Source organism: Paenibacillus sp. p3-SID1389 (assembly GCF_025151705.1).
GTDB lineage: Bacteria > Bacillota > Bacilli > Paenibacillales > Paenibacillaceae > Fontibacillus > Fontibacillus phoenicis.
This window is the reverse complement of sequence record NZ_JALXVO010000016.1, coordinates 35,051-54,114: the sequence shown is the minus strand read 5'-3', so window position 1 is coordinate 54,114 and position 19,064 is coordinate 35,051. Positions and strand designations below refer to the sequence as shown.

Annotated in this window: 22 protein-coding genes and 1 riboswitch; of the genes, 14 read left to right on the top strand and 8 right to left on the bottom strand. The window is 54.6% G+C overall.

What is annotated here, in order from left to right; translation table 11 throughout:
• Positions 1-89 precede the first annotated feature (89 nt).
• Positions 90-938, bottom strand: coding sequence for an NAD-dependent epimerase/dehydratase family protein (locus M3G15_RS09080; RefSeq protein WP_260070690.1), 849 nt, complete (start codon positions 936-938; stop codon positions 90-92).
• A gap of 18 nt (positions 939-956) precedes the next feature.
• Positions 957-1,895 (bottom strand): aldo/keto reductase family protein, encoded by a 939-nt coding sequence (locus M3G15_RS09075; protein WP_009224497.1) that lies wholly within the window; start codon positions 1,893-1,895, stop codon positions 957-959.
• 209 nt (positions 1,896-2,104) lie between these two features.
• On the opposite strand from M3G15_RS09075, the gene M3G15_RS09070 reads away from it, so the two are divergent.
• A complete protein-coding gene (locus M3G15_RS09070; RefSeq protein WP_009224498.1) occupies positions 2,105-2,449 on the top strand; it encodes a winged helix-turn-helix transcriptional regulator in 345 nt (114 codons plus the stop codon).
• A 20-nt stretch (positions 2,450-2,469) separates the two neighbouring features.
• Complete coding sequence (locus tag M3G15_RS09065) at positions 2,470-4,245, top strand: glycerophosphodiester phosphodiesterase (protein ID WP_260070689.1); 1,776 nt, start codon at positions 2,470-2,472, stop codon at positions 4,243-4,245.
• Between the two features lie 157 nt (positions 4,246-4,402).
• Here the strand turns inward: M3G15_RS09065 and M3G15_RS09060 are convergent, their stop codons facing one another.
• The 4 genes from M3G15_RS09060 to M3G15_RS09045 form a co-directional block, all read right to left on the bottom strand.
• Entirely contained in the window at positions 4,403-4,795 is a 393-nt protein-coding gene (locus M3G15_RS09060) for a DoxX family protein (RefSeq protein WP_260070688.1), read from the bottom strand.
• Between the two features lie 72 nt (positions 4,796-4,867).
• A complete protein-coding gene (locus tag M3G15_RS09055; RefSeq protein WP_009224501.1) occupies positions 4,868-5,320 on the bottom strand; it encodes a MarR family winged helix-turn-helix transcriptional regulator in 453 nt (150 codons plus the stop codon).
• Between the two features lie 86 nt (positions 5,321-5,406).
• Positions 5,407-6,255 carry a sulfurtransferase gene (locus tag M3G15_RS09050; RefSeq protein ID WP_260070687.1) on the bottom strand — a complete coding sequence of 283 codons (849 nt, stop codon included), beginning with the start codon at positions 6,253-6,255 and terminating at the stop codon, positions 5,407-5,409.
• A gap of 53 nt (positions 6,256-6,308) precedes the next feature.
• Positions 6,309-6,443 (bottom strand): hypothetical protein, encoded by a 135-nt coding sequence (locus M3G15_RS09045; RefSeq protein ID WP_260070709.1) that lies wholly within the window; start codon positions 6,441-6,443, stop codon positions 6,309-6,311.
• Between the two features lie 169 nt (positions 6,444-6,612).
• Here M3G15_RS09045 and M3G15_RS09040 point away from each other — a divergent pair, with 169 nt between their 5' ends.
• A complete protein-coding gene (locus tag M3G15_RS09040) occupies positions 6,613-7,545 on the top strand; it encodes a DMT family transporter (RefSeq protein WP_260070707.1) in 933 nt (310 codons plus the stop codon).
• A gap of 46 nt (positions 7,546-7,591) precedes the next feature.
• Here the strand turns inward: M3G15_RS09040 and M3G15_RS09035 are convergent, their stop codons facing one another.
• Together M3G15_RS09035 and M3G15_RS09030 are read right to left on the bottom strand one after the other, a co-directional pair.
• Positions 7,592-7,804 carry a hypothetical protein gene (locus tag M3G15_RS09035; protein ID WP_009224505.1) on the bottom strand — a complete coding sequence of 71 codons (213 nt, stop codon included), beginning with the start codon at positions 7,802-7,804 and terminating at the stop codon, positions 7,592-7,594.
• Between the two features lie 272 nt (positions 7,805-8,076).
• Entirely contained in the window at positions 8,077-9,084 is a 1,008-nt protein-coding gene (locus tag M3G15_RS09030; RefSeq protein ID WP_260070686.1) for a ketoacyl-ACP synthase III, read from the bottom strand.
• Between the two features lie 149 nt (positions 9,085-9,233).
• Here M3G15_RS09030 and M3G15_RS09025 point away from each other — a divergent pair, with 149 nt between their 5' ends.
• From M3G15_RS09025 to M3G15_RS08975, 11 genes are all read left to right on the top strand, one after another.
• Entirely contained in the window at positions 9,234-11,366 is a 2,133-nt protein-coding gene (locus M3G15_RS09025; protein ID WP_009224508.1) for a DNA topoisomerase III, read from the top strand.
• An 81-nt stretch (positions 11,367-11,447) separates the two neighbouring features.
• Positions 11,448-11,585, top strand: a complete 138-nt coding sequence (locus M3G15_RS09020; RefSeq protein WP_198136182.1) for a hypothetical protein — start codon at positions 11,448-11,450, stop codon at positions 11,583-11,585.
• A gap of 161 nt (positions 11,586-11,746) precedes the next feature.
• Positions 11,747-12,010 carry a DUF1294 domain-containing protein gene (locus tag M3G15_RS09015; RefSeq protein ID WP_036644872.1) on the top strand — a complete coding sequence of 88 codons (264 nt, stop codon included), beginning with the start codon at positions 11,747-11,749 and terminating at the stop codon, positions 12,008-12,010.
• 27 nt (positions 12,011-12,037) lie between these two features.
• Positions 12,038-12,472: a universal stress protein gene (locus tag M3G15_RS09010; RefSeq protein ID WP_009224511.1), complete on the top strand. Its 435-nt coding sequence runs from the start codon at positions 12,038-12,040 to the stop codon at positions 12,470-12,472.
• A gap of 508 nt (positions 12,473-12,980) precedes the next feature.
• The gene (locus tag M3G15_RS09005; RefSeq protein WP_036644873.1) at positions 12,981-13,709 is read left to right on the top strand and encodes an amino acid ABC transporter ATP-binding protein; all 729 of its coding nucleotides are present in this window, start codon (positions 12,981-12,983) and stop codon (positions 13,707-13,709) included.
• A gap of 30 nt (positions 13,710-13,739) precedes the next feature.
• Positions 13,740-14,594, top strand: a complete 855-nt coding sequence (locus tag M3G15_RS09000) for a glutamate ABC transporter substrate-binding protein (protein WP_260070685.1) — start codon at positions 13,740-13,742, stop codon at positions 14,592-14,594.
• A 6-nt stretch (positions 14,595-14,600) separates the two neighbouring features.
• Positions 14,601-15,251, top strand: a complete 651-nt coding sequence (locus M3G15_RS08995) for an amino acid ABC transporter permease (protein WP_009224514.1) — start codon at positions 14,601-14,603, stop codon at positions 15,249-15,251.
• Positions 15,252-15,269: 18 nt separating this feature from the next.
• Positions 15,270-15,920: an amino acid ABC transporter permease gene (locus M3G15_RS08990; RefSeq protein ID WP_009224515.1), complete on the top strand. Its 651-nt coding sequence runs from the start codon at positions 15,270-15,272 to the stop codon at positions 15,918-15,920.
• A gap of 110 nt (positions 15,921-16,030) precedes the next feature.
• Positions 16,031-17,338, top strand: a complete 1,308-nt coding sequence (locus M3G15_RS08985) for an ATP-binding protein (protein WP_260070684.1) — start codon at positions 16,031-16,033, stop codon at positions 17,336-17,338.
• A gap of 67 nt (positions 17,339-17,405) precedes the next feature.
• Positions 17,406-18,317, top strand: a complete 912-nt coding sequence (locus M3G15_RS08980; RefSeq protein ID WP_260070683.1) for a response regulator — start codon at positions 17,406-17,408, stop codon at positions 18,315-18,317.
• Positions 18,314-18,658 carry a hypothetical protein gene (locus M3G15_RS08975; RefSeq protein WP_260070682.1) on the top strand — a complete coding sequence of 115 codons (345 nt, stop codon included), beginning with the start codon at positions 18,314-18,316 and terminating at the stop codon, positions 18,656-18,658. The genes M3G15_RS08980 and M3G15_RS08975 overlap by 4 nt, the downstream gene beginning before the upstream one ends.
• A gap of 207 nt (positions 18,659-18,865) precedes the next feature.
• Positions 18,866-18,967, top strand: a riboswitch (purine riboswitch).
• Positions 18,968-19,064 lie beyond the last annotated feature (97 nt).

Here is a 19,064-nt window from a genome sequence, read left to right as displayed (position 1 = left end):
GGTTTTGGGATACAGTAAGGCTAGTAAAAAAAGAACCCGGCTCCGTATCGGCGGAGCCGGGTTCTTCTGCGTGAACAGCCGCAGGCGGTTTATGGCTTAACTTCATCCCGCCAGAAATGGACAGGCTGCCATCCAAGCAGTTGTTTGGCTTTCTCGTTGCTGAGCAGCGTTTTGTGCCCTTCCAGCGGCGCGCGGAAGTCTGTGACGCCCGGGAAGCGGGCGGCCATCAGCTCCCGGCTGCGAATCGCCATGCTGGAGTCGTCCGCGGCGATGTTCAGCGCCACCGCGCCGAGGCCGTCCGCTTCGACGGCCAGCCGGCATGCGGTTGCCGCATCGCGCGTATCGATGTAGCTCCACAGGATGCGTTCCCGCTGAGCTGGGTCGTGGATGAAGGACGGGAACGTTGCATAGCGTTCCGGCGGAATCACGTTGCCCAGCCGCAGCGATACGATCTGCATTCCGGTGCGGCGGTGGAACATGTCCGCGGTCAGCTCGTTCACCACCTTGGACAAGCCGTAGCTGTCCTCGGGGAGCTGTGGGTGCGCTTCATCCACCGGCACGTATTTCGGGGAGGGCGGATGCACCGCAAAGACGATGCCGTAGGAGGATTCGCTGGAGGCGATCACCGCCTTGCGGATGCCCAGCCCTTCCGCAGCCTGCAAAATGTTGTACGTCGACATCACATTATTGCGGAAGGTGACCTCCGGCGTGCGGATATGCGCGGCGGGAATCGCGGCGAGATGAACAACCGCGTCCGCGCCGGTCAGCGCGCTGTAGCATTCGCCAAGCTGCTCCAGATCGGCGATCAACGTCGGACAGACCGGGTCTTCCGAAGGCCGTACGTCTACGTTCAGCACGTCATACCCGCGTTCGACGAATTCTCGTACAACGTAGCGCCCTAACATTCCGCTTCCCCCGGTAACTACGACTTTAGCCATGGCTGCTTCGACTCCTTCTCAGTTCAGAATCTCTTCGATCCGCGTCAGCACGTCCTCGCTTAGTTTGATGCCGGAAGCTTTGGCGTTCTCGATCACCTGTTCCGGACGGCTGGCGCCAACCAGTGCGCTGGCCACGTTGTTTTGGCGCAAAATCCAAGCCAGGGCCAGGTTACCTACCGTGATGCCAAGTTCAGCGGCAATTCCCTCAAGCTGCTTCACCTTGGCGATGTTCTCTTCCGTAATGCCTTTGCGAACCCATTCCAGCTTGGCTGCACGGCTGTCCTGCGGAATATCGGTTGCAGAGGTATATTTACCGGTTAGCAGACCTTGAGCCAGCGGAGAGAAGACCACCTGGCCGATGCCGTGACGTTCGCTGACCGGGATGACTTCCTTCTCGATATAACGATTAAACATGTTATATACCGGCTGATTCACGACGATGCGATCCAGCAGGTAACGATCGGCCAAGCCAACAGCTTCCGCAATTTGTGAGGCTTGCCATTCGCTGACGCCGGCGTACAGGATTTTGCCTTGACGGATCAGGTCATCGATCGTGCGCAGCGTTTCGTAAAGCGGTGTCTCCGGATCGTGACGGTGGCAATAAAAGATATCGATATAATCATGGCCAAGACGCTTCAGGCTGGCATGGACCTGCTCCATGACGTGCTTCCGCGACAAACCGCGATCGTTAGGTCCATCCCCCATCGGCCAGAACGCTTTCGTAGCCAATACATAGGATTCCCGGGGGTAAGCTTTAAGCGCTTTGCCCACCAGCTCTTCGGCGGCCCCTTTTTCGTATACATTGGCGGTGTCAAAGAAGTTGATCCCTAGATCGTAAGCGGTTTTGATCGATTTCTCCGCGTTTTCACGTTCGACGTACCCGCCGTAAGTCAGCCAGCTTCCCAAGCTGATTTCACTGACTTTGAGGCCGCTTCCGCCTAGTCTTCTATATTCCATGTTTCATCATCCTCCTTGAGCATTTGTGTTGGAACCATTTTCATTCTATAAAAGTTCATATACAATTGAAAGAAGTGAAAACTCCTTCACTAAATTATATCTGTGATACTTACTATAAAAAGTATAGCGCCCTATAACGAACCTATATCGCCTGAAATAGCAACTCTTATACATCACTAAAGCAACACTTCCAGGGGAGGTTTTTACGAATGAACAGCATCCGCAAGGCTAGCAATTACATTCCGAAAACGCCGGAGCATATCGAATGCAATATCGAAAAAACGTTGGACGTCCTCGGAGGAAAATGGGCGTTCCTCGTGATCCGCGAGCTGTTTGGAGGGACGCTGCGCTTTGGGGAGCTGCAACGCCGAATCCCTCAAGTGAGTCCACGGGCGTTAACCAGTACGTTGCGCCATCTGGAGGAGAAGGGCGTACTGGAGCGTACAGTGTATCCTACCGTTCCCGTGACGGTCGAATACACGCTTACGCCGAAGGGGATGGACTTGCATGTCATATGTCATGAGATGAAGGTTTGGGCTGCGCGGTGGACCTGATGGAACAGGGAAGGGGGTCCATGCTTAAACTGATCGGCAGAAGCATCCGTGACTTCCGCAAGTATTCCGGTAAGCTGCTGCTGTTTCAACTGCTGTATATGCTGGCCACAAGCGTCTTTGTCCTGCCGGTTACGACGTTCCTGTTCAACCGGGTTCTCCGGGTGGTCGGCTCCGGTTCCCTGTTGAACGGGGAGGTTTACCGGATCGGGTTGAGCTATAAAGGTATGGCGGGACTGACTCTCATCGGGCTTGTTGCCTCTTTTACCCTGCTGATTGAATTGTTGGTCCTCATCGTGCTGATTCAGCAGCGCTTTTTTGGCAAGTCGATTGCCATTTCTGATGCTGTGTTAACGGTGCTGCATAAAATGCCCAAGCTGTTCGGGTTTGGCGTATTCCAGCTGCTGCTGTTGTTGCTGCTCTTGATTCCGTTTGTGGACTCGCCGCTGTCGGCTTCGTTTTACGCGTTGTTTAACGTGCCGATCTTCTTGAACAATCAAGTGCTGGATGCCTCATTCACCATGACCGTAGCTTATCTCGTGCTGATCGCAGGGCTGCTCTATACTTTGCTCCGCTGGATTTTCGTCCTGCATTGTATCGTGCTCGAGGATATGAATCTCCGGCAGGCGGTTCGCCAAAGCCATGAGCTGACGCAAGGTCGGCGGTGGCGGCTGTTTGGAACGCTGCTTCTGTTTAACTGTACGGTGGTCGGGGTCACCTCCGCGGTGGTGACTGCCCTTGGGCACATCCCTTCCTGGCTTGATCTGGATGTGCTTGCGTTGGTGTCCCAGCACTATTCACTGCCGGTTACGACGGTACTGGCTTATCTGCTGGAGCTTCTGCTGCTGCCAATCAACCTGTTCGTGCTGACGAGACTTTATTATGCGTTGGGCCGCTTAAAATGGATTCGGCCAAGGGATCAGCTGCAGGTGCGCCGCAGCCGAATCGGTCGTCTGGAGAACCAGATCGTAGATTGGTGGAAGGGGCTAAAGTGGAAAAGGATGGTGTATGTCCTAAGCGCGGCCCTTTATATTTCGCTAGCGCTGCTGATCGGTTTGCGGGCGAACGAGAGTCTCGTCTACGCAAAATGGAACGTGCAGATCGCAGTGCATCGCGGGGATACGTCGAATGCTCCGGAAAATTCGCTGCCTGCCCTGATCTCCGCGATCGACAAAGGCCTTCAAGTCGTGGAGTTGGACGTGCAGTTGACCAAGGATGGCGTCGCTGTGTTAAACCACGATTCCGACCTGCGACGGATGACAGGCTTGCGGAAGCGGATCGCGGATATGAGCTTCAACGAAGTGCAGCAACTGAGCATCGGCATCGATGCGAACGGTTATCCGATACATATCCCCTCGTTGTCCAGCGTGCTCGCCGAGGCGCAAGGGCGAATCAAGCTGCTGCTGGACCTGAAGCCCAACGGCTCCCCTAGTGAAGCGCTGGCGGAGGAGGTTGTCCGCCTCATCAAGGAAGCTGGAGCCGAGGAAGAGGTGAGAGTGCAATCCTTCGACGGCGAAGTGCTTGGCCGAATCCGTGAATTGGCTCCCGAGATCAAGATCGGGCGAATTCTGTTCTTCGCCCTCGGAGATCTATCGGTGCTCGACGTCGATTTCTATACGATTGAGCAGGTGATGTTAACCGATTTCCTGGTGAACCAGGCCCATGCCGACGGCCGCGAGGTTTGGGTGTGGACCGTGAATACCCGGAGGGACATGAAGGAAGTGCTCAAATATCCGATCGACGGCATCATCACCGATTATCCGGAGACCGCCCAGTCGATGGTAGAAGTGGATCTGTAAATGGTGAAGGCGCCGGTTTCTGGCGCCATTTTTTAAGATATCAGAAAGTATAAACTTCGGGGCATTGGCATCCTGATATCGCAAGAAAAACTTCCGCTAAACGCGGTCTGTCTACTTTGAATGTACGTCGATAGACGTTTTTCTTATGCCCAATGGTTCAAGCATGGCTTTCAACACGCTTAGATTTAGATTTGGATTGGAAAACAATTCTGAGGCGCACCCCTGCGATCAGCACCAATACGACCAACCACTGGGCAGCCATCAAGGTGCCAAAACCTTGACCGGCCGACAGTTCGGAAACTACGGCGCCAATCATAAGGAGGCCAAGGGCTGTCGCGGCGTACAAGGTTAAGCGCGGCCAAACCAGCAGTACCGCGCCTGCTATTTCCACCAAGCCAATGAGGATTCGACTCCAATCCGGATAACCTATCTCTTGAAAGTGCCGGATCATCTCTTCAGTCCCCGCCAGCTTCTGAATACCGCTCTGAATATAAAACAATGAAGTCAAACCCACGACGATCCATCCAACAATACGCATCCATCTCTTCATCATCTTTGCCTCCTAAGTGCAATTTAATTAGAATTCTAACTACATAGACGCAAAAGGGGTGCAAATAAAAATCTACTGCTTTTCAAATGTACGGATCATTTTGGTGAGGAGCGACTTTAAGGTGTCGAACTCTTCAGCCGTCATCTCCGCTTTAACTCGCTCTTCTACAACTGACGTGAAGTGCTGCGTCTCTTCCGCCAATTGGCTGCCCGCTTCCGTCAAAAAAATCAGCTTAGAGCGTCCGTCTTGCGGATGGTCCTTATAACGGATGAGTCCTTTGTTCGTCAACCCTTTTAATAAGCTGGTGACGCTCGGACGTTCAATCATTAGAATCGGCTCCAGTTGAGAGGGAGAGATTCCTGGATATTGACGAATGACGCCGAGCGCACTCCATTGCGTATGTGTTAACCCCAGCGGATGTAACAATTCCTCGACTTCCCTGCGCAGCGTGATATACCCCGTCTTGACCAGTCGGCCAATGGGCCCCTTATCCCATTGCCACTCAATAGGCTCGCTTGGATGCATGATTAGATACCTCTTTAGTTAGAATTCTAACTATATTATATCCCAAAATCGAGCCTTGTAAAGTCCCTAGGCCCATATTCTGGCGTTTATTCCTCCCCCGTCGCGATGGGGTTCTCGGGATAAGAAATCCAGTCGCTCCAGCTGCCGGCGTACAGTTTGACCTGCGGGTAGCCAAGCCGATAGAGGGCGAGCACGTTCGGGCAAGCGCTCACGCCGGAGCCGCAGTAGACGATGGCCTCGCGGCCTTCGTCGAGGGCGGCGATGACCGGCGCCAGCTGCTCGCGCAGCTCGCCCTCGCTTTTCCAGGAGCCGCTGTCATCCAGCACCTGCTTCCAAAACCGGTTGATGGCCCCGGGAATGTGGCCGGCCTTGACGTCGAGCGGCTCCTGCAAGCCGGCGTAGCGATCCGCGGCGCGCGAGTCCACGAGCAGGATGCCGGGATCGCGCAGCGCCCGGCGGACGTCCTCGACGCCGGCCAGCAGGTGCGGCCGGGGCGAGGGGGTGAAAGCGGCGGGGACGATCGTCCGCCGCTCTGCGGTCACGGGATAGCCGCCGGCTTGCCAGGCGGCGAACCCCTCGTCCATGACGTAGACCTCGTCATGGCCCAACCAGCGCAGCAGCCACCATAGGCGGGAGGCGTTCATGCCTCCCTGGTCGTCGTAGGCGACCACCCTGGTGGCGTTGCCGATGCCGGCGCGGGCGAAGCGCGCGGCCAACTCGTCCGGGGCGGGCAGCGGGTGACGCCCGCCATGCGTGGTGACCGGTGCCGACAGATCCTGTTCCAGATCAAGATAGACGGCACCGGGAATATGTGCGGCGTCGTAGGCCGCACGCCCGGCCTCCGGCTGCCCAAGCTCAAAGCGGCAATCGACGATGACGAGATCCGGTTCATACATTCTAGCTAACAGCCAACGTTTGGATACGATCGGTTCCATAAGGCGTACACATCCTCTGCACACATAATATGGAACCATTATAAGCCTAAAGCTTAGATCAGGCGATATCCGCTGGGCCATGTCCCGCTGCGGCGAATTTCCCGAACTTGTTCTGCCGTTAACCGTTGGTTGGTCGCGATGAGCGATTCCACGTCGTTGCCGCCGATCAGAACATCTAAATTTTTCATAGAAAGCTCCTCCTTCATCTTTTTTTGACGATAGATTAGGGGCTGCTTCTACTAGATCCTTAGGGTCTATTTTTTCGATTGAGGAACGGCTGTGACTCCGCTATAATGAAGTGGTTTGCAGCCCGATCGGGTGACAAAATTTCATGAGAAAGATGGGACCTTAACGCATATGCACACCACCACGAAGTCCATGGGTAAATATGAAATCCTCTACGTGATCGGCATTATCGCCATCTCGTTTTCTTCCATCTTCATCCGCTGGTCCAATGCCGAAGTGTCGGTGATTGCCATGTACCGGATGTATATCACGAACGTATTGATGCTGCCGCTGCTGTGGCGCTACCGGGGAGAAATTGCGCGACTGACTGGCAAGCAATGGGGGCGTCTTTTGTTTTCGGGGCTGATGCTGGGGCTGCATTTCCTGCTATGGATGGGTTCGCTGCGCTTGACGACGGTCGCAAGCTCCACGGTCCTTCTGACACTGGAGCCCATCATCGTGATGTTCGGGTCGTTCTTCTTGTTTGGGGCAAAAATCAATAAAGCGATGATCCTCGGTATTACGCTGGCATGCATCGGCTCGATCGCGATCGGCTCCGGAGATTTCGCCTTGTCCGGCAAGGCCGTGACCGGAGATTTGCTCTCTCTGCTCGGGACGATTGCGGTCGCGATTCATATCCTGGTCGGCAAGCAGCTGCTACAGACGATCAGCGCGTTTGTTTATAACTTCCTCGTGTTTGCCGTGGCGGGAACGTCAATGGCCGTATACAACGTAGCTGCCGGCATCCGGTTTACCGGCTATGAGCCGAGGGAATGGGGCATTTTCCTTCTGCTGGCGATCGTTCCTACGTTATTCGGGCATTATCTGTTTAACTGGCTGATGAAATATCTCAGCGCTTCTGCAGTGTCAATGGCCGTTCTCGGCGAGCCGGTATTTGCCTCACTGCTGGCCTGGTTGCTGCTGAAGGAAAGCTTAACTCCGCTGCAGCTGTCGGCGGGCGTGCTCATCTTATGCGGCGTATGGATCTTTATTCGCTACGGCAAAGAAACGCCTAACATGAAGACGGAAAATGCGGTTCTCCCGACGGCGGGGCAGCCAAAGTGAAAGGGACGAACCCGGAGAGAGCTCGCTCGGTTGCCGTCCCTTGGAGTTATTTTTTTAACTCAAAAAATTGGCATTCCCGGCGTGGATGGTAGGACAACTCGTCTACTCCAGCCTGCGTGATAATGGTGTCATCTGTGAAACGGACAATAATGCTGCCGTTATCGATCATGTGATCGTCGCGGAATACGCGGACGCGCAGCTTCCGGTCCAACGCTTCCTGAAAGTCCAGATCGGTAAACAGTTCTCTGAGAGTAGGCATCGTACGGCATCTCCTTCGGACACAAGATGGGACGGATCGTAATGAATGACTCCTGTTATTGTACCTGGAAGCCTGCAGGTTGAAAAGGGAACGCTCCGAAACGGAGATCAAGAGCAGAGGAGCAGAAGAGCTGAGGCTTCACCTCTTCCGCCCGGCGCTTTGCAGGATGATCCCGTTTGGTCAGATAGAAGTTAGAGTCAAGTGAATTGAAGCCCCAGCATACTCCCTTACCAAAAGGGATAATGACGCAAAGGGCCGTGCGGACAGACAGATCACGCACCCCAGCGCAGGATCAAGCCGGCATGGGTTAAGCCGCTGCCAAAGCCGTACACCAGCACGCGGTCGCCATATTTCAAGCGGCCCGCGTCAACGCCGGCCTGCAACGCCAGCGGGATGGAGGCAGAGGACGTATTTCCCATGTCCTGCACGCTTTGCAGGGTTTTGGCGAGAGGGAGATCCGCTTTCTCGCAGATTGACTCGATCATGCGCAGGTTAGCGCTATGCGGCACAAACCAGTCGATGTCCTCGCGAGCCAGACCCGCCTGCTCCAGCAGTTGCTCAATTCCGGCGGTCACGGTTCGGACGGCCCATTTGAACACCTCGCGGCCGTTTTGTACGATTTTGCCTTTGCCTTCGAGGGGCTGCCCGTTCATTTGATCCGACAGACCGGTGCGGTACACATGGATGCCGCCGGCGCCGTTGGTTCCGAGAACAAACGATTCGAAACCCGGCCATTCGGCTTCAGCCTCAGAAGTTGCCTCGACCAGCACAGCTCCGGCTCCGTCCCCGAACAGGATGCAGGTGCTGCGGTCGGTATAGTCGGTGATTTTGGACATCGTTTCCCCGGCCACGACAAGGATTTTGCGATGCAGACCGGCGCTGATCATGCCGTTCGCCAAATGAAGAGCATAAGCGAACCCGGCGCAGGTTGCGTTTAAATCAATCGCTCCCGCCTGTTCCATGCCAAAATGCTCCTGAATCCGGCAAGACACGGTCGGAAACGAATAATCCGGCGTTGTCGTCGAGGTGATGATGAAGTCGACGTCGTCCAGCGAAGTCTTGTACGTCTCGCGAAGCCGCTCCACCGCCTTAATACTTAGGTGGGAGGTGAACTCATTCTCGGCGGTAATATGTCTTTCCTTAATCCCCGTGCGCTGCACAATCCACTCGTTGCTCGTATCCACGAGCTGCTCCAAATCCGCGTTGGTCAGGATTTTTTCAGGAACATAGGTTCCAAGTGCGGTAATGCGGGCCTTGGATGGGGGTGTTTGTATGGCCATCGGTATCACTCCTTTAGGTCGAGAAGGATTTTTTTGTGATCAGATATTAGTACCTGGTACTAAACATGAGTATATCATGTTTTAAATTTCAAGCAACTGTTGCTTGAATGCTATAATGGTTCAGTGGAAAGGAGTGTCCGATCGAACTTATGAAAACGTTGGTATTAGCCGAGAAGCCCTCGGTTGCCAGAGAGATCGCGCGAGTCATCGGCAGCCGGGATAAGCATAAAAGCCATTTTGAAGGGTCCAAATATGTAGTGACCTGGGCATTAGGCCATCTGGTGGGATTGGCCGAGCCGGAGGATTATGATAAGAAATACGCCACGTGGGCGCTGGAGGATTTGCCGATTTTACCGGAAAAAATGAAGCTCAAGGTGCTGCGCGAGACCAGCCACCAGTTTAAGGCGGTGCAGCAGCTGATGCGCCGTCAGGATATCGGCGAGCTGATCGTGGCGACGGACGCCGCCCGCGAAGGCGAGCTGCTCGCCCGCTGGATCATGGAAATGGCTAAATGGAATAAGCCATTTAAGCGGTTGTGGATTTCGTCGCAAACGGACAAAGCGATCAAGGAAGGGTTCGCGTCGCTGAAGCCGGGCAATCAATATGAGCGCTTGTACCAATCGGCGCGCTGCCGGGCCGAAGCCGACTGGATGGTGGGGCTGAACGTGACCCGGGCGCTGACCACCAAGTTTGGCGCGCCACTCTCGGCTGGACGGGTGCAGACGCCGACACTTGGCATGATCATGCAGCGGGAGAATGAAATTCTCCGCTTCCGCTCGGAGGAGTATCATGTGCTGCGCGCGGACTTCGGCAAGTTTGAGGCGGTATGGCGCGGCGGGAACGGCGATGCGCGTATTTTTGACCCGGAGAAGTTAAATGTGTTGAAACAGAAACTGGAGGGCGCTTCCGGCCAAATCGTTAAGCTGGTTAAGCATGAAAAAACCGTGCCCCATCCGCTGGCATACGATTTGACCGAGCTGCAGCGGGATGCCAACCGACTTCTGGGCTTTTCGGCCAAGCAGACCTCTAACGTGCTGCAACGGCTCTACGAGCAGCATAAGTTAGTAACGTATCCGCGGACCGATTCGCGGTATTTGACTTCGGATATGACGGATACGCTCAAGGAGCGCCTGACGAGTGTGGCTGTCGGCCCTTACGCGAGTTTGGCGCGGCCGTTGCTGCGGGGTTCTTTGCATCTGAGCAAGCGGGTGGTTGACGACAGCAAGGTCACCGACCACCATGCGATTATTCCAACGGAACAAACGGTGCTGTTGAACGCGCTGAACACGGATGAACGTAAGCTCTACGATTTAATTGTTCGGCGATTTATCAGTTTATTTTATCCGCCGGCAAGGTTTGATCAAGTTAGCGTGACGGTGCAAATTGCGGGGGAGACGCTGCATGCCAAGGGGACGACGATTAAGGATGCCGGATGGCGGGCGGTTTATGACGGGCAGGTCATGGAAGAGGAAGAAGGCGGCGAGGACGATGCCGAGAGCGGCTCCGTGCTGCCGGAGCTCACTCAAGGTGAGGCGGTGAAGGTGCAGCGCTGCCGCGTGACGCCGGGACGGACCCAGCCGCCGAAGCGCTACACAGAAGCTGCCCTGCTGACCCAAATGGAGAAGCATGGGCTGGGCACGCCGGCAACGCGGGCGGACATCATCGAGAAGCTGATCAGCTCCGACACGATCGAGCGGCAAGGGAATTACCTGCATCCGACCGGCAAAGGGAAGCAGCTCATCGAGCTGGCGCCGGCTGATTTGCGTACGCCGGAGCTGACGGCCCGCTGGGAAGCTGAGCTGGAACGGATCGCCCGCGGGCAAGGTCAGCCGGGGCCGTTCCTCAGCGGAATCCGTGAGATGGCGATCAACCTGGTGCAAGGCGTGAAGCGCAGTGATGCGACGTATAAGCCGCATAACGTCTCCAACAGCCATTGCCCGGAATGCGGGACAAGGCTGCTTGAGAAGAAGACCGGGCGCGGCTTGATGCTGGTCTGCCCCAGCGAGGATTGCGGTTATCGCCGATCCGGCGAGAAACGTCTGTCCAACCGTCGTTGTCCGCAATGCCACAAGAAGATGGAGCTCAAGGAAGGCAAAGCCGGCAAGTATGTGCAGTGCCTGTCCTGCGGGATCACCGAGGTGCTCGGGAAAGACAAGGATAAGCATATGAGCAAGCGCGAGCAGCAACGGCTCGTGAAGCAGTATGCCCAGAAGCAGGAGTCCGGCGGCATCAATCTCGGTGAACTGCTGAAGGCGGCGCTGGAGAAAAAGGGCGACGATTAACCCCGATCACAGGATGGTGGCAGCCCAACCCTGAATAAATCGGCAGCATTTACGGGACGCTAAGTAGCGGAGGTGATGAGGGTGCCGCATCATAAAGCGCGGAAGACCGAGAACCAGCAGAACAAGTCGAGCCTGATGGAACCATCCATCGCGGCCAAGCCAAAGAAACAGGCTGAATATGCGCCCAATCTGAACGGAATTTCAAAGAACGAATCCTAATGTTTATGCGTCCGCAGCTCCCCGTTTCGGGGAGCTTTCTTTAGTATGAGGCGTATTGGCTTCAAGATGCCGATTGCTCTGGATTGAGGTATAATAGATTTATCCATTAAGAGGAAATACTAAGCAATAACCGAGCAATGGGCTCGAAGGGGGCGGCGAAGATGAGGACGGGGTTACTCGTATGGTTTCTATTTATCAATGCGGTCGCCTATCTGGTGATGTCCGATGACAAGAGGCGGGCGAGGCAGAGACGTGAACGGATCCCGGAGCGAACGCTGTTTCTGCTTGCTGCACTGGGCGGAGCGCTGGGTGTACTGGTTGCCATGAATACCAAACGCCATAAAACGAAGCACTTCAGCTTCCGGGTGGGCATTCCGCTGCTGCTTCTTTTCAACGCCGTACTTTATGGGTATTTTATGATATAAACTCTTGGGACAAGTGAGGTGCTTTCCATGCTATTCCATAAGATTTTAGCCGCGTACGACGGTTCGAAAGCAGCAAACAAAGCGCTGGACAAAGCCATTGAGTTGTGCAAAACGACGCCCGAAGCCAAGCTGGAGGTCCTGCATGTGTACGACTTCCCGCGTTTTTACGTGGCCGAGGGCTTTGTGCCGGTACCTGCTTCCATGAACAAGGATTTCTATGAGCTCGCAGAGAGAACGGTAGAGGAAGCGAAGAAACGCGTTGTGGCCGCAGGTCTGGAGCCTAAAGTCGAAATGGTTCAAGGGGCTCCGGCAGAGACGATTCTGGAGTACGCTCAGAAGAGCGGGGCGGATCTGATCGTCATTGGCAGCCGCGGACTGGGCGGCATCCGCGAATTCGTGCTTGGCAGCGTCAGCCATAACGTCGTCCAGCATGCCCGGATCCCGGTGCTCGTCGTGAAATAATAAGAGCCAGCTTGTTACAAGAAGCCTGACCGAATCATTTCGGTTGGGCTTTTTTGCTTGTTGGAAGCATGTTGTGCTGGGTATCGGTTTTAACGCTTGCCAGAAAGCTTATTGAGGCGAAAAACACTAGATTTTTTTTCTAACGCTGACCAGCGTGCTTATTTGAGTTGGGAGCCGCCTTTTTCGGGAGAAAACTCCGAAATAAGCTCTCCCATAAGCGTTACAAGTTGCACGCTCCGATTTTAGCGCAAATAGCGTCTAACCCAAGCGTTAGAACTTTTGGCGTGTGTAGAACTTAACTCCTTCAACTCCATCAAGGAAGATTCCTGTAAGGAAAACTAACGCTTGTCCGACAGGATTGAGGAAGATGCCCAAATTTTTTTGGGCGATTTTCTAGTCGGCGTGTAGGGAATTGTAGTTTTTTATAGTCTCCAAAGTAAGGTTATGTTCAAATGTTACGATTACTCACATCGACTTCAGGGATGTGCGGTCGAAAGGAGGGCTGCCGTTGATTCGCTTTCGACAGGTAGATAAGCATTTTGGTCATTTTCATGTACTGAAGGGGATTAATTTACAAGTTGAGGAAGGGGAAGTCGTGGTCGTTGTTGGCCCGTCGGGTTCAGGGAAAAGCACGATGCTGCGCTGCATTAACCGGCTGGAGACGATTACGAACGGCGAGCTGACGGTAGGCGGCCTCCCGGTCCATGACCGCAAGACAGATATCAATAAGCTGCGCCGGGATATCGGAATGGTCTTTCAGCACTTTAATTTGTACCCGCACAAAAAGGTGATCGACAATATCACGCTGGCGCCAATTAAGGTGCTGGGCATCTCCAAAGCGGAAGCTGAGCAGACGGCGATGTTTTATCTGGAGAAGGTGGGCATCGCCGATAAGGCGTCCGCGTATCCGTCCCAACTGTCGGGCGGGCAGCGGCAACGGGTGGCGATCGCCCGGGGGCTGGCGATGAAGCCGAAGATTATGCTATTCGACGAACCCACCTCGGCGCTGGATCCGGAAATGGTAGGCGAGGTGCTGGATGTCATGCGGACGCTCGCCCGCGAAGGCATGACGATGGTGGTGGTCACGCATGAGATGGGGTTTGCCCGGGAGGTGGCGGACCGGATTGTTTTTATGGATCAAGGGCAAATCGTGGAGGAAGCAGGGCCGGAGGAGTTCTTCGCGAACCCGCGGGAAGAGCGGACGCGTGCGTTCCTGAGCCGTCTGTTGAGCCACTAAATTAATCGATAATCAAGGGGAGGAAGAGAAATGAAGAAGCGTTGGAGGCTAATCAGTATTGCGGTGGTATGTGCGTTGACGGTGCTGGCCGGATGTGCAAGTAATGGGGCAGGCGGCAACACAGCCGGGAACGGCGGGAATGCCGCTCCGGCAACCGGGGAGAGCGGAACCGGAGCTTTGGCGAAAATCAAGGATCGCGGCAAACTGGTGGTTGGCGTGAAGTACGACACGAAGCTGTTTGGTCTCAAAGACCCGTCCACCGGCAACGTCGAGGGCTTCGACATCGATATCTCCAAGGCGATCGCCAAGCACATTCTCGGCGATGAAAACGCGCTGGAGCTGAAGGAAGTCACTTCGAAGACGCGGATTCCGATGCTGAATAACGGTGAGATCGATATGATCGTAGCTACGATGACGATTACCGAGGAGCGGAAGAAGGAAGTCGATTTCTCCGACGTCTACTTCCAGGCAGGGCAGTCGCTGCTGGTGAAAAAGGGCAGCCCGATCACAGGCATCGAAAGCCTGACGGCCGATTCGACGGTGCTGGGCAGCAAAGGCTCAACCTCGGTGAAAAATATCCGCGAGAAAGTGGAAGGTATCAAGGTGCTGGAGTTCGATAACTATCAGGATGCGTTTAACGCCCTGAAGGCGGGGCAAGGCGATGCGCTGACAACGGATGATGCGATTCTTTACGGTATGGCTGCCCAAGATCCGAATTATGAGGTGGTCGGCAAGCCGTTTACCGATGAACCTTACGGCATTGCGGTGCAGAAAGGCAACTCGGACATTGTGCAGGCAATAAACGATACATTGAAGGAGCTTCACGACAGCGGAGAGTACGACAAGATTTACGAAAAATGGATCGGCAAGAAGCCGGGCGAATAATTCGTTATGGATTTTACGATTCTAACTGATTATTTTGACGTGTACCTGGAAGGGTTCCGGGGAACGGTGCTATCCAGCTTGCTGGCGCTGGTGGGAAGCTTCGTGCTGGGCGCCTTAATCGCTGTGTTCCGCATCGCCCCCGTCCGGCCCCTGCGCTGGTTCGGAACAGGTTACGTGGAATTTATCCGCAATATTCCGCTGCTGCTTGTCGTATACATTTTCTATTATGGGCCAGCAGCTTTAGGTTTACCGCTTGACGGTTTCACGGCGGGAACGATCGGGCTTGCGGTATACACATCTTCGTTCATTGCAGAAGCGATCCGCGCCGGGATTCTGGCCATCCCCCAAGGGCAAACGGAGGCGGCCCGCTCGTCCGGGTTGAGCTACGTGCAGACGATGCTGCATATTATCCTGCCGCAAGCGATCAAGCTGGTTATTCCGCCGCTCGGGAACCAGTTTATCAATTTAATCAAAAACTCCTCGGTGTTGACAATCGTGGCGGGGCTCGACCTGATGTATTTTGCCGACATCGTGAATGCCGATACGTACCGGACGTTTGATACTTATATTTTTGTGGCGTTGTTCTATTTGGTGCTGACCTTGCCTTTAAGTTATGGAGTGAGGGTGTGGGAGCGAAGACTTGAGAAAAAATACTGAAAGGAGGCCTGAAGTTCGATGGATTTTGCGGGGGCGTACAGTGCGGAGAATTTGCGCTTCTTGGCGGATGGGCTATACGTGACGTTGATCGTCGCCGGGCTGTCCATCGTGCTAAGCTTCCTGATTGGCTGTATCGTGGGCGTGATTCGGTATACGAAGCTGCCCGTGCTGTCGCCGATCATGCTGGTGGGTGTCGAGCTCATCCGCAATTTGCCTCTGCTGCTGATCATCTTCTTCATGCGATTTGCCTTGCCGGAGGTCGGCATCAAGCTCGGGCTTGTGGCCGCGACGGTGACCGGGCTGACGATCTTTGAGGCCGCGATGATCTCGGAAATCGTGCGCAGCGGTCTCGCCTCCATTGACAAAGGGCAAATCGAAGCGGCCCGTTCGTCAGGACTCAGCGCCGTGCAGACACTATGGCACATCGTGCTGCCCCAAGGCTTGCGGCGGATGGTGCCGCCATTAGTGAGCCAGTTCATCTCGCTGCTCAAGGACACGTCGCTGGCCGTGGTTATCTCCTTGCCGGAGCTGATGCACCACGCCGGGATTGTCATCGGTCACGGCTACACGTATACGATACCGATTCTGCTGCTGGTGGCGTTGATCTATTTTACCGTCAACTTTGTGCTTTCGGTGATCTCAAGGCAATTGGAGGCACGGCGAGCCTAGGCATCAACTGACATAACACTAACATATAATGGTATATAAGGCATAGTCATCCTTCCCCGGATGTGGTACGATAAGGGGCAAAATAACTCACGGGATCCGGGGGAGCGGGGATGCGGAGCGTTGTCATAAAGTCCTTTCAAAGATCCGCTTACGTTCAGATTGTGGTCGTTGCGATCGGGACGGCCTTGGCGGGGGAACTGAAGATTAATCCGTTTGTTGGCGATATTTTTCGGATTGGTCTGGGGAGCAGCGCGTTTTTGTTGTTTTTGCTGCTGCTGCGGCAGTTGCCGTATCTCGTCACGGGCGTCATAACCGGCGTAGTGGTGCTGCTGTTTCGTACGGGATTGGATCAGGTGCTGAGCAACGGCTTGACCGTGGCTGAAAGCGTGACAAGGCATTGCTCGGCGGCGGTGTATTATATCGTATTCGCCCTAGGGATGACCCTGATCAAGCGGCGTTTGGACAGCTTCTATCCCTTGGTGCTAGGGGCCGTGACCGCGGTCATCGACCTGATGTCCAATGAGTCGGAGCTGCTGACTCGGTTGCTTGTGACCGGCACAGCTACGTTTAAACTGAACGAGTGGACGTTTCTCATGATGATTGCCATGCTGCGTACGTATTTTGTTACCGGGATTTACAGCAGCATTTCCGTCAGCCGGATGCGAATCGTGCAGAAGGAGCAGAATCGGCGGATTGAGCAGATGCTTAGCTTTAGCTCCGGTTTATATGGAGAGGTCTTTTACCTGAAGAAATCCATTGGCACCCTGGAGGAGCTGACCTTGCGCAGCTATGAGTTGTACCGGCGGTTAACGGAAGAAGGCCTGGAGGAGCACAAGCGTCACATCTTGGGGATGACGGAGCAGATCCATGAGGTGAAGAAGGATTCGCAGCGGATTTTGGCCGGGCTGATCAAGTTGACGGACCGCGAAGTCCCGGGGGATATGCCGTTGTCGAGCTTGGTCCAATATACCATCGACAGTACGCGGCAGTATGCCGATATGTTGGGAAAGCAGGTCGTTTTTACGCAGAAAATCACCCTGGATTACGACACCGCCAACTACATTCCCTTGCTTACGCTGCTGGGGAACTTGACGGCCAATGCGGTGGAGGCGATCCAGGGCCAGGGGCAGATTCATTTGGAGGTTCGCGAGCAGGCGGGATGGACCTTGCTCACGGTGAGCGACAGCGGGAGTGGCTTCCCGCAGGACGAGCGGGAGCTGGTCTTTGAACCGGGTTTTACGACCAAATTTGATGAGGAAGGCGTCGCGGCGACGGGGATTGGGTTATCCCATGTGCGCGACATCGTGGCCCGGTTTGGCGGGGATATCTCTCTGGGGACGGCACCCGGGCTGGGCGGAGCGATGGTTCAAATCCGGATTCCAACCCCAAGCTTGCAGAAGTCGGTGGCGCCAGCTTAAAGCTGTTTGCAATTCAACCGTATCCTTGGCAAACCGCTACTAACCCAAAGTGTGAGGAGGTTATCCGATGCCGCTCTCTTTTTGTATCGTTGACGATGATGCCAGTGCGCGAAAAATGCTGCAGCACATTATCGAGGACAGCGGTCTGGGCGAGGTGACGGGGACGGCCGGCGGCGGAGCGGAGGGGGTGCGGCAAATTTTAAGCGAGCCGCCGGATATCGTGCTGATGGATTTGCTGATGCCCGATCAGGACGGAATCGAGGTGATCGATTCCTTGCGCGCCCAAGGCTGCAGCTCCAGGTTCGTGATGATCTCCCAGATCGAAAATCAAGATATGGTTGGACGGGCGTACCGAAGCGGGATTGAGTTCTTCATCCGCAAGCCGATCAACCGGATCGAAGTGGAGACGGTGCTGCGGAAGATCAACGAACGCTATGCGTTAGGACATTATTTAGATGAAATCAAATCGAGTCTGAAGAAGCTGGAAGACTTGCGCAGCGCACCGCTGGCTGCTCAGAACAAGCGCACGGTTCGCGAGGCGATCCAACCGATTCTGATGAATATGGGCTTGATTGGCGAAAGCGGCAGCCGCGATATGATCGCCATCATGGAGTTGCTGCTGGAGCGGGGAGGCGAAGCTGGCGGCAATCTGCCGCCGCTGAAGGAGTTGTATCGTCAAACCGCGGCCACGTACAAGACGAAGCCTGAGGACATCGCCAAGGAGGTCAAGGCGATCGAGCAACGGCTGCGCCGCGCGTTGATGGCGGGGCTGACGAACCTGGCTTCGCTGGGCTTGACGGATTACGGCAATCCCCGGTTTGAGTATTATGCCCCGCTCTATTTTGACTTCGAGGATGTGCGGATGAAGATGAAGGAAATCGAGGAAGGGCGCGAGCCGGGCAACAGCAAAGGGAAAGTGAACATTAAGAAGTTCCTGCAGGTGCTGTTTATCGAAGTGCAGGAGCAGTTGGGCGGATGAGAGGATTATTGGAAACGGGTGATTGGTTAGCGGGCAACTGTTATTGGATGTCGGTGTCGCTGGATATCGAGCGGATGAAGTTGGATGGCGCTTTCCCGTTGGAGGCTGCTGATATCGGTGGTTGCCGCCCGGACGTAAGGCTGGAGGATAAAATAACTGGAAAAAGTAATGTTAATTTCGGGGAATCGGCGGGATTTTGTCAATTTAGCTGGAAATTCTGCTGTTATTTTAATCATTTGATTGGATCTATAGAGTTTTGGTCCAAATTAACAGTAACTTTTACATCTAATTGGTTTCAAATGCGGGAGATTGGCGAAATTAAAGGTACTTTTTACAGTTAAGTGCGGCAGATTTCAGATCCAGAGCCGCATCCGTGGATATCAGAGCCGCATTCGATAGATCCCCTAGTCTGTATACCAGGCTAGGTTTTTTTGCGTTAGAGGGACATTGTTCAAAAACGAACATTCGGATTTTACATTCTATTAATGTTCGGATTTGAGTTGACATGATGTGTCCGCCATTGGTACACTAGGAGAGGAAAGGCGGCTCGCCGCCGAACATCATAATCTCGTATAATGCCGGGAATAGGGCCCGGAAGTTTCTACCCGAGAACCGTAAATTTTCGGACTACGAGCGAATACGTGATGAAGGTAAGGCTACTCCGCACGGAAAGCCTTCTTTTTATGAGCCTGGGCTTGTAAGCACCGGGCTTTGCGTTGCCGGCGGCGCGGCTGTGGCTGCCCGCAC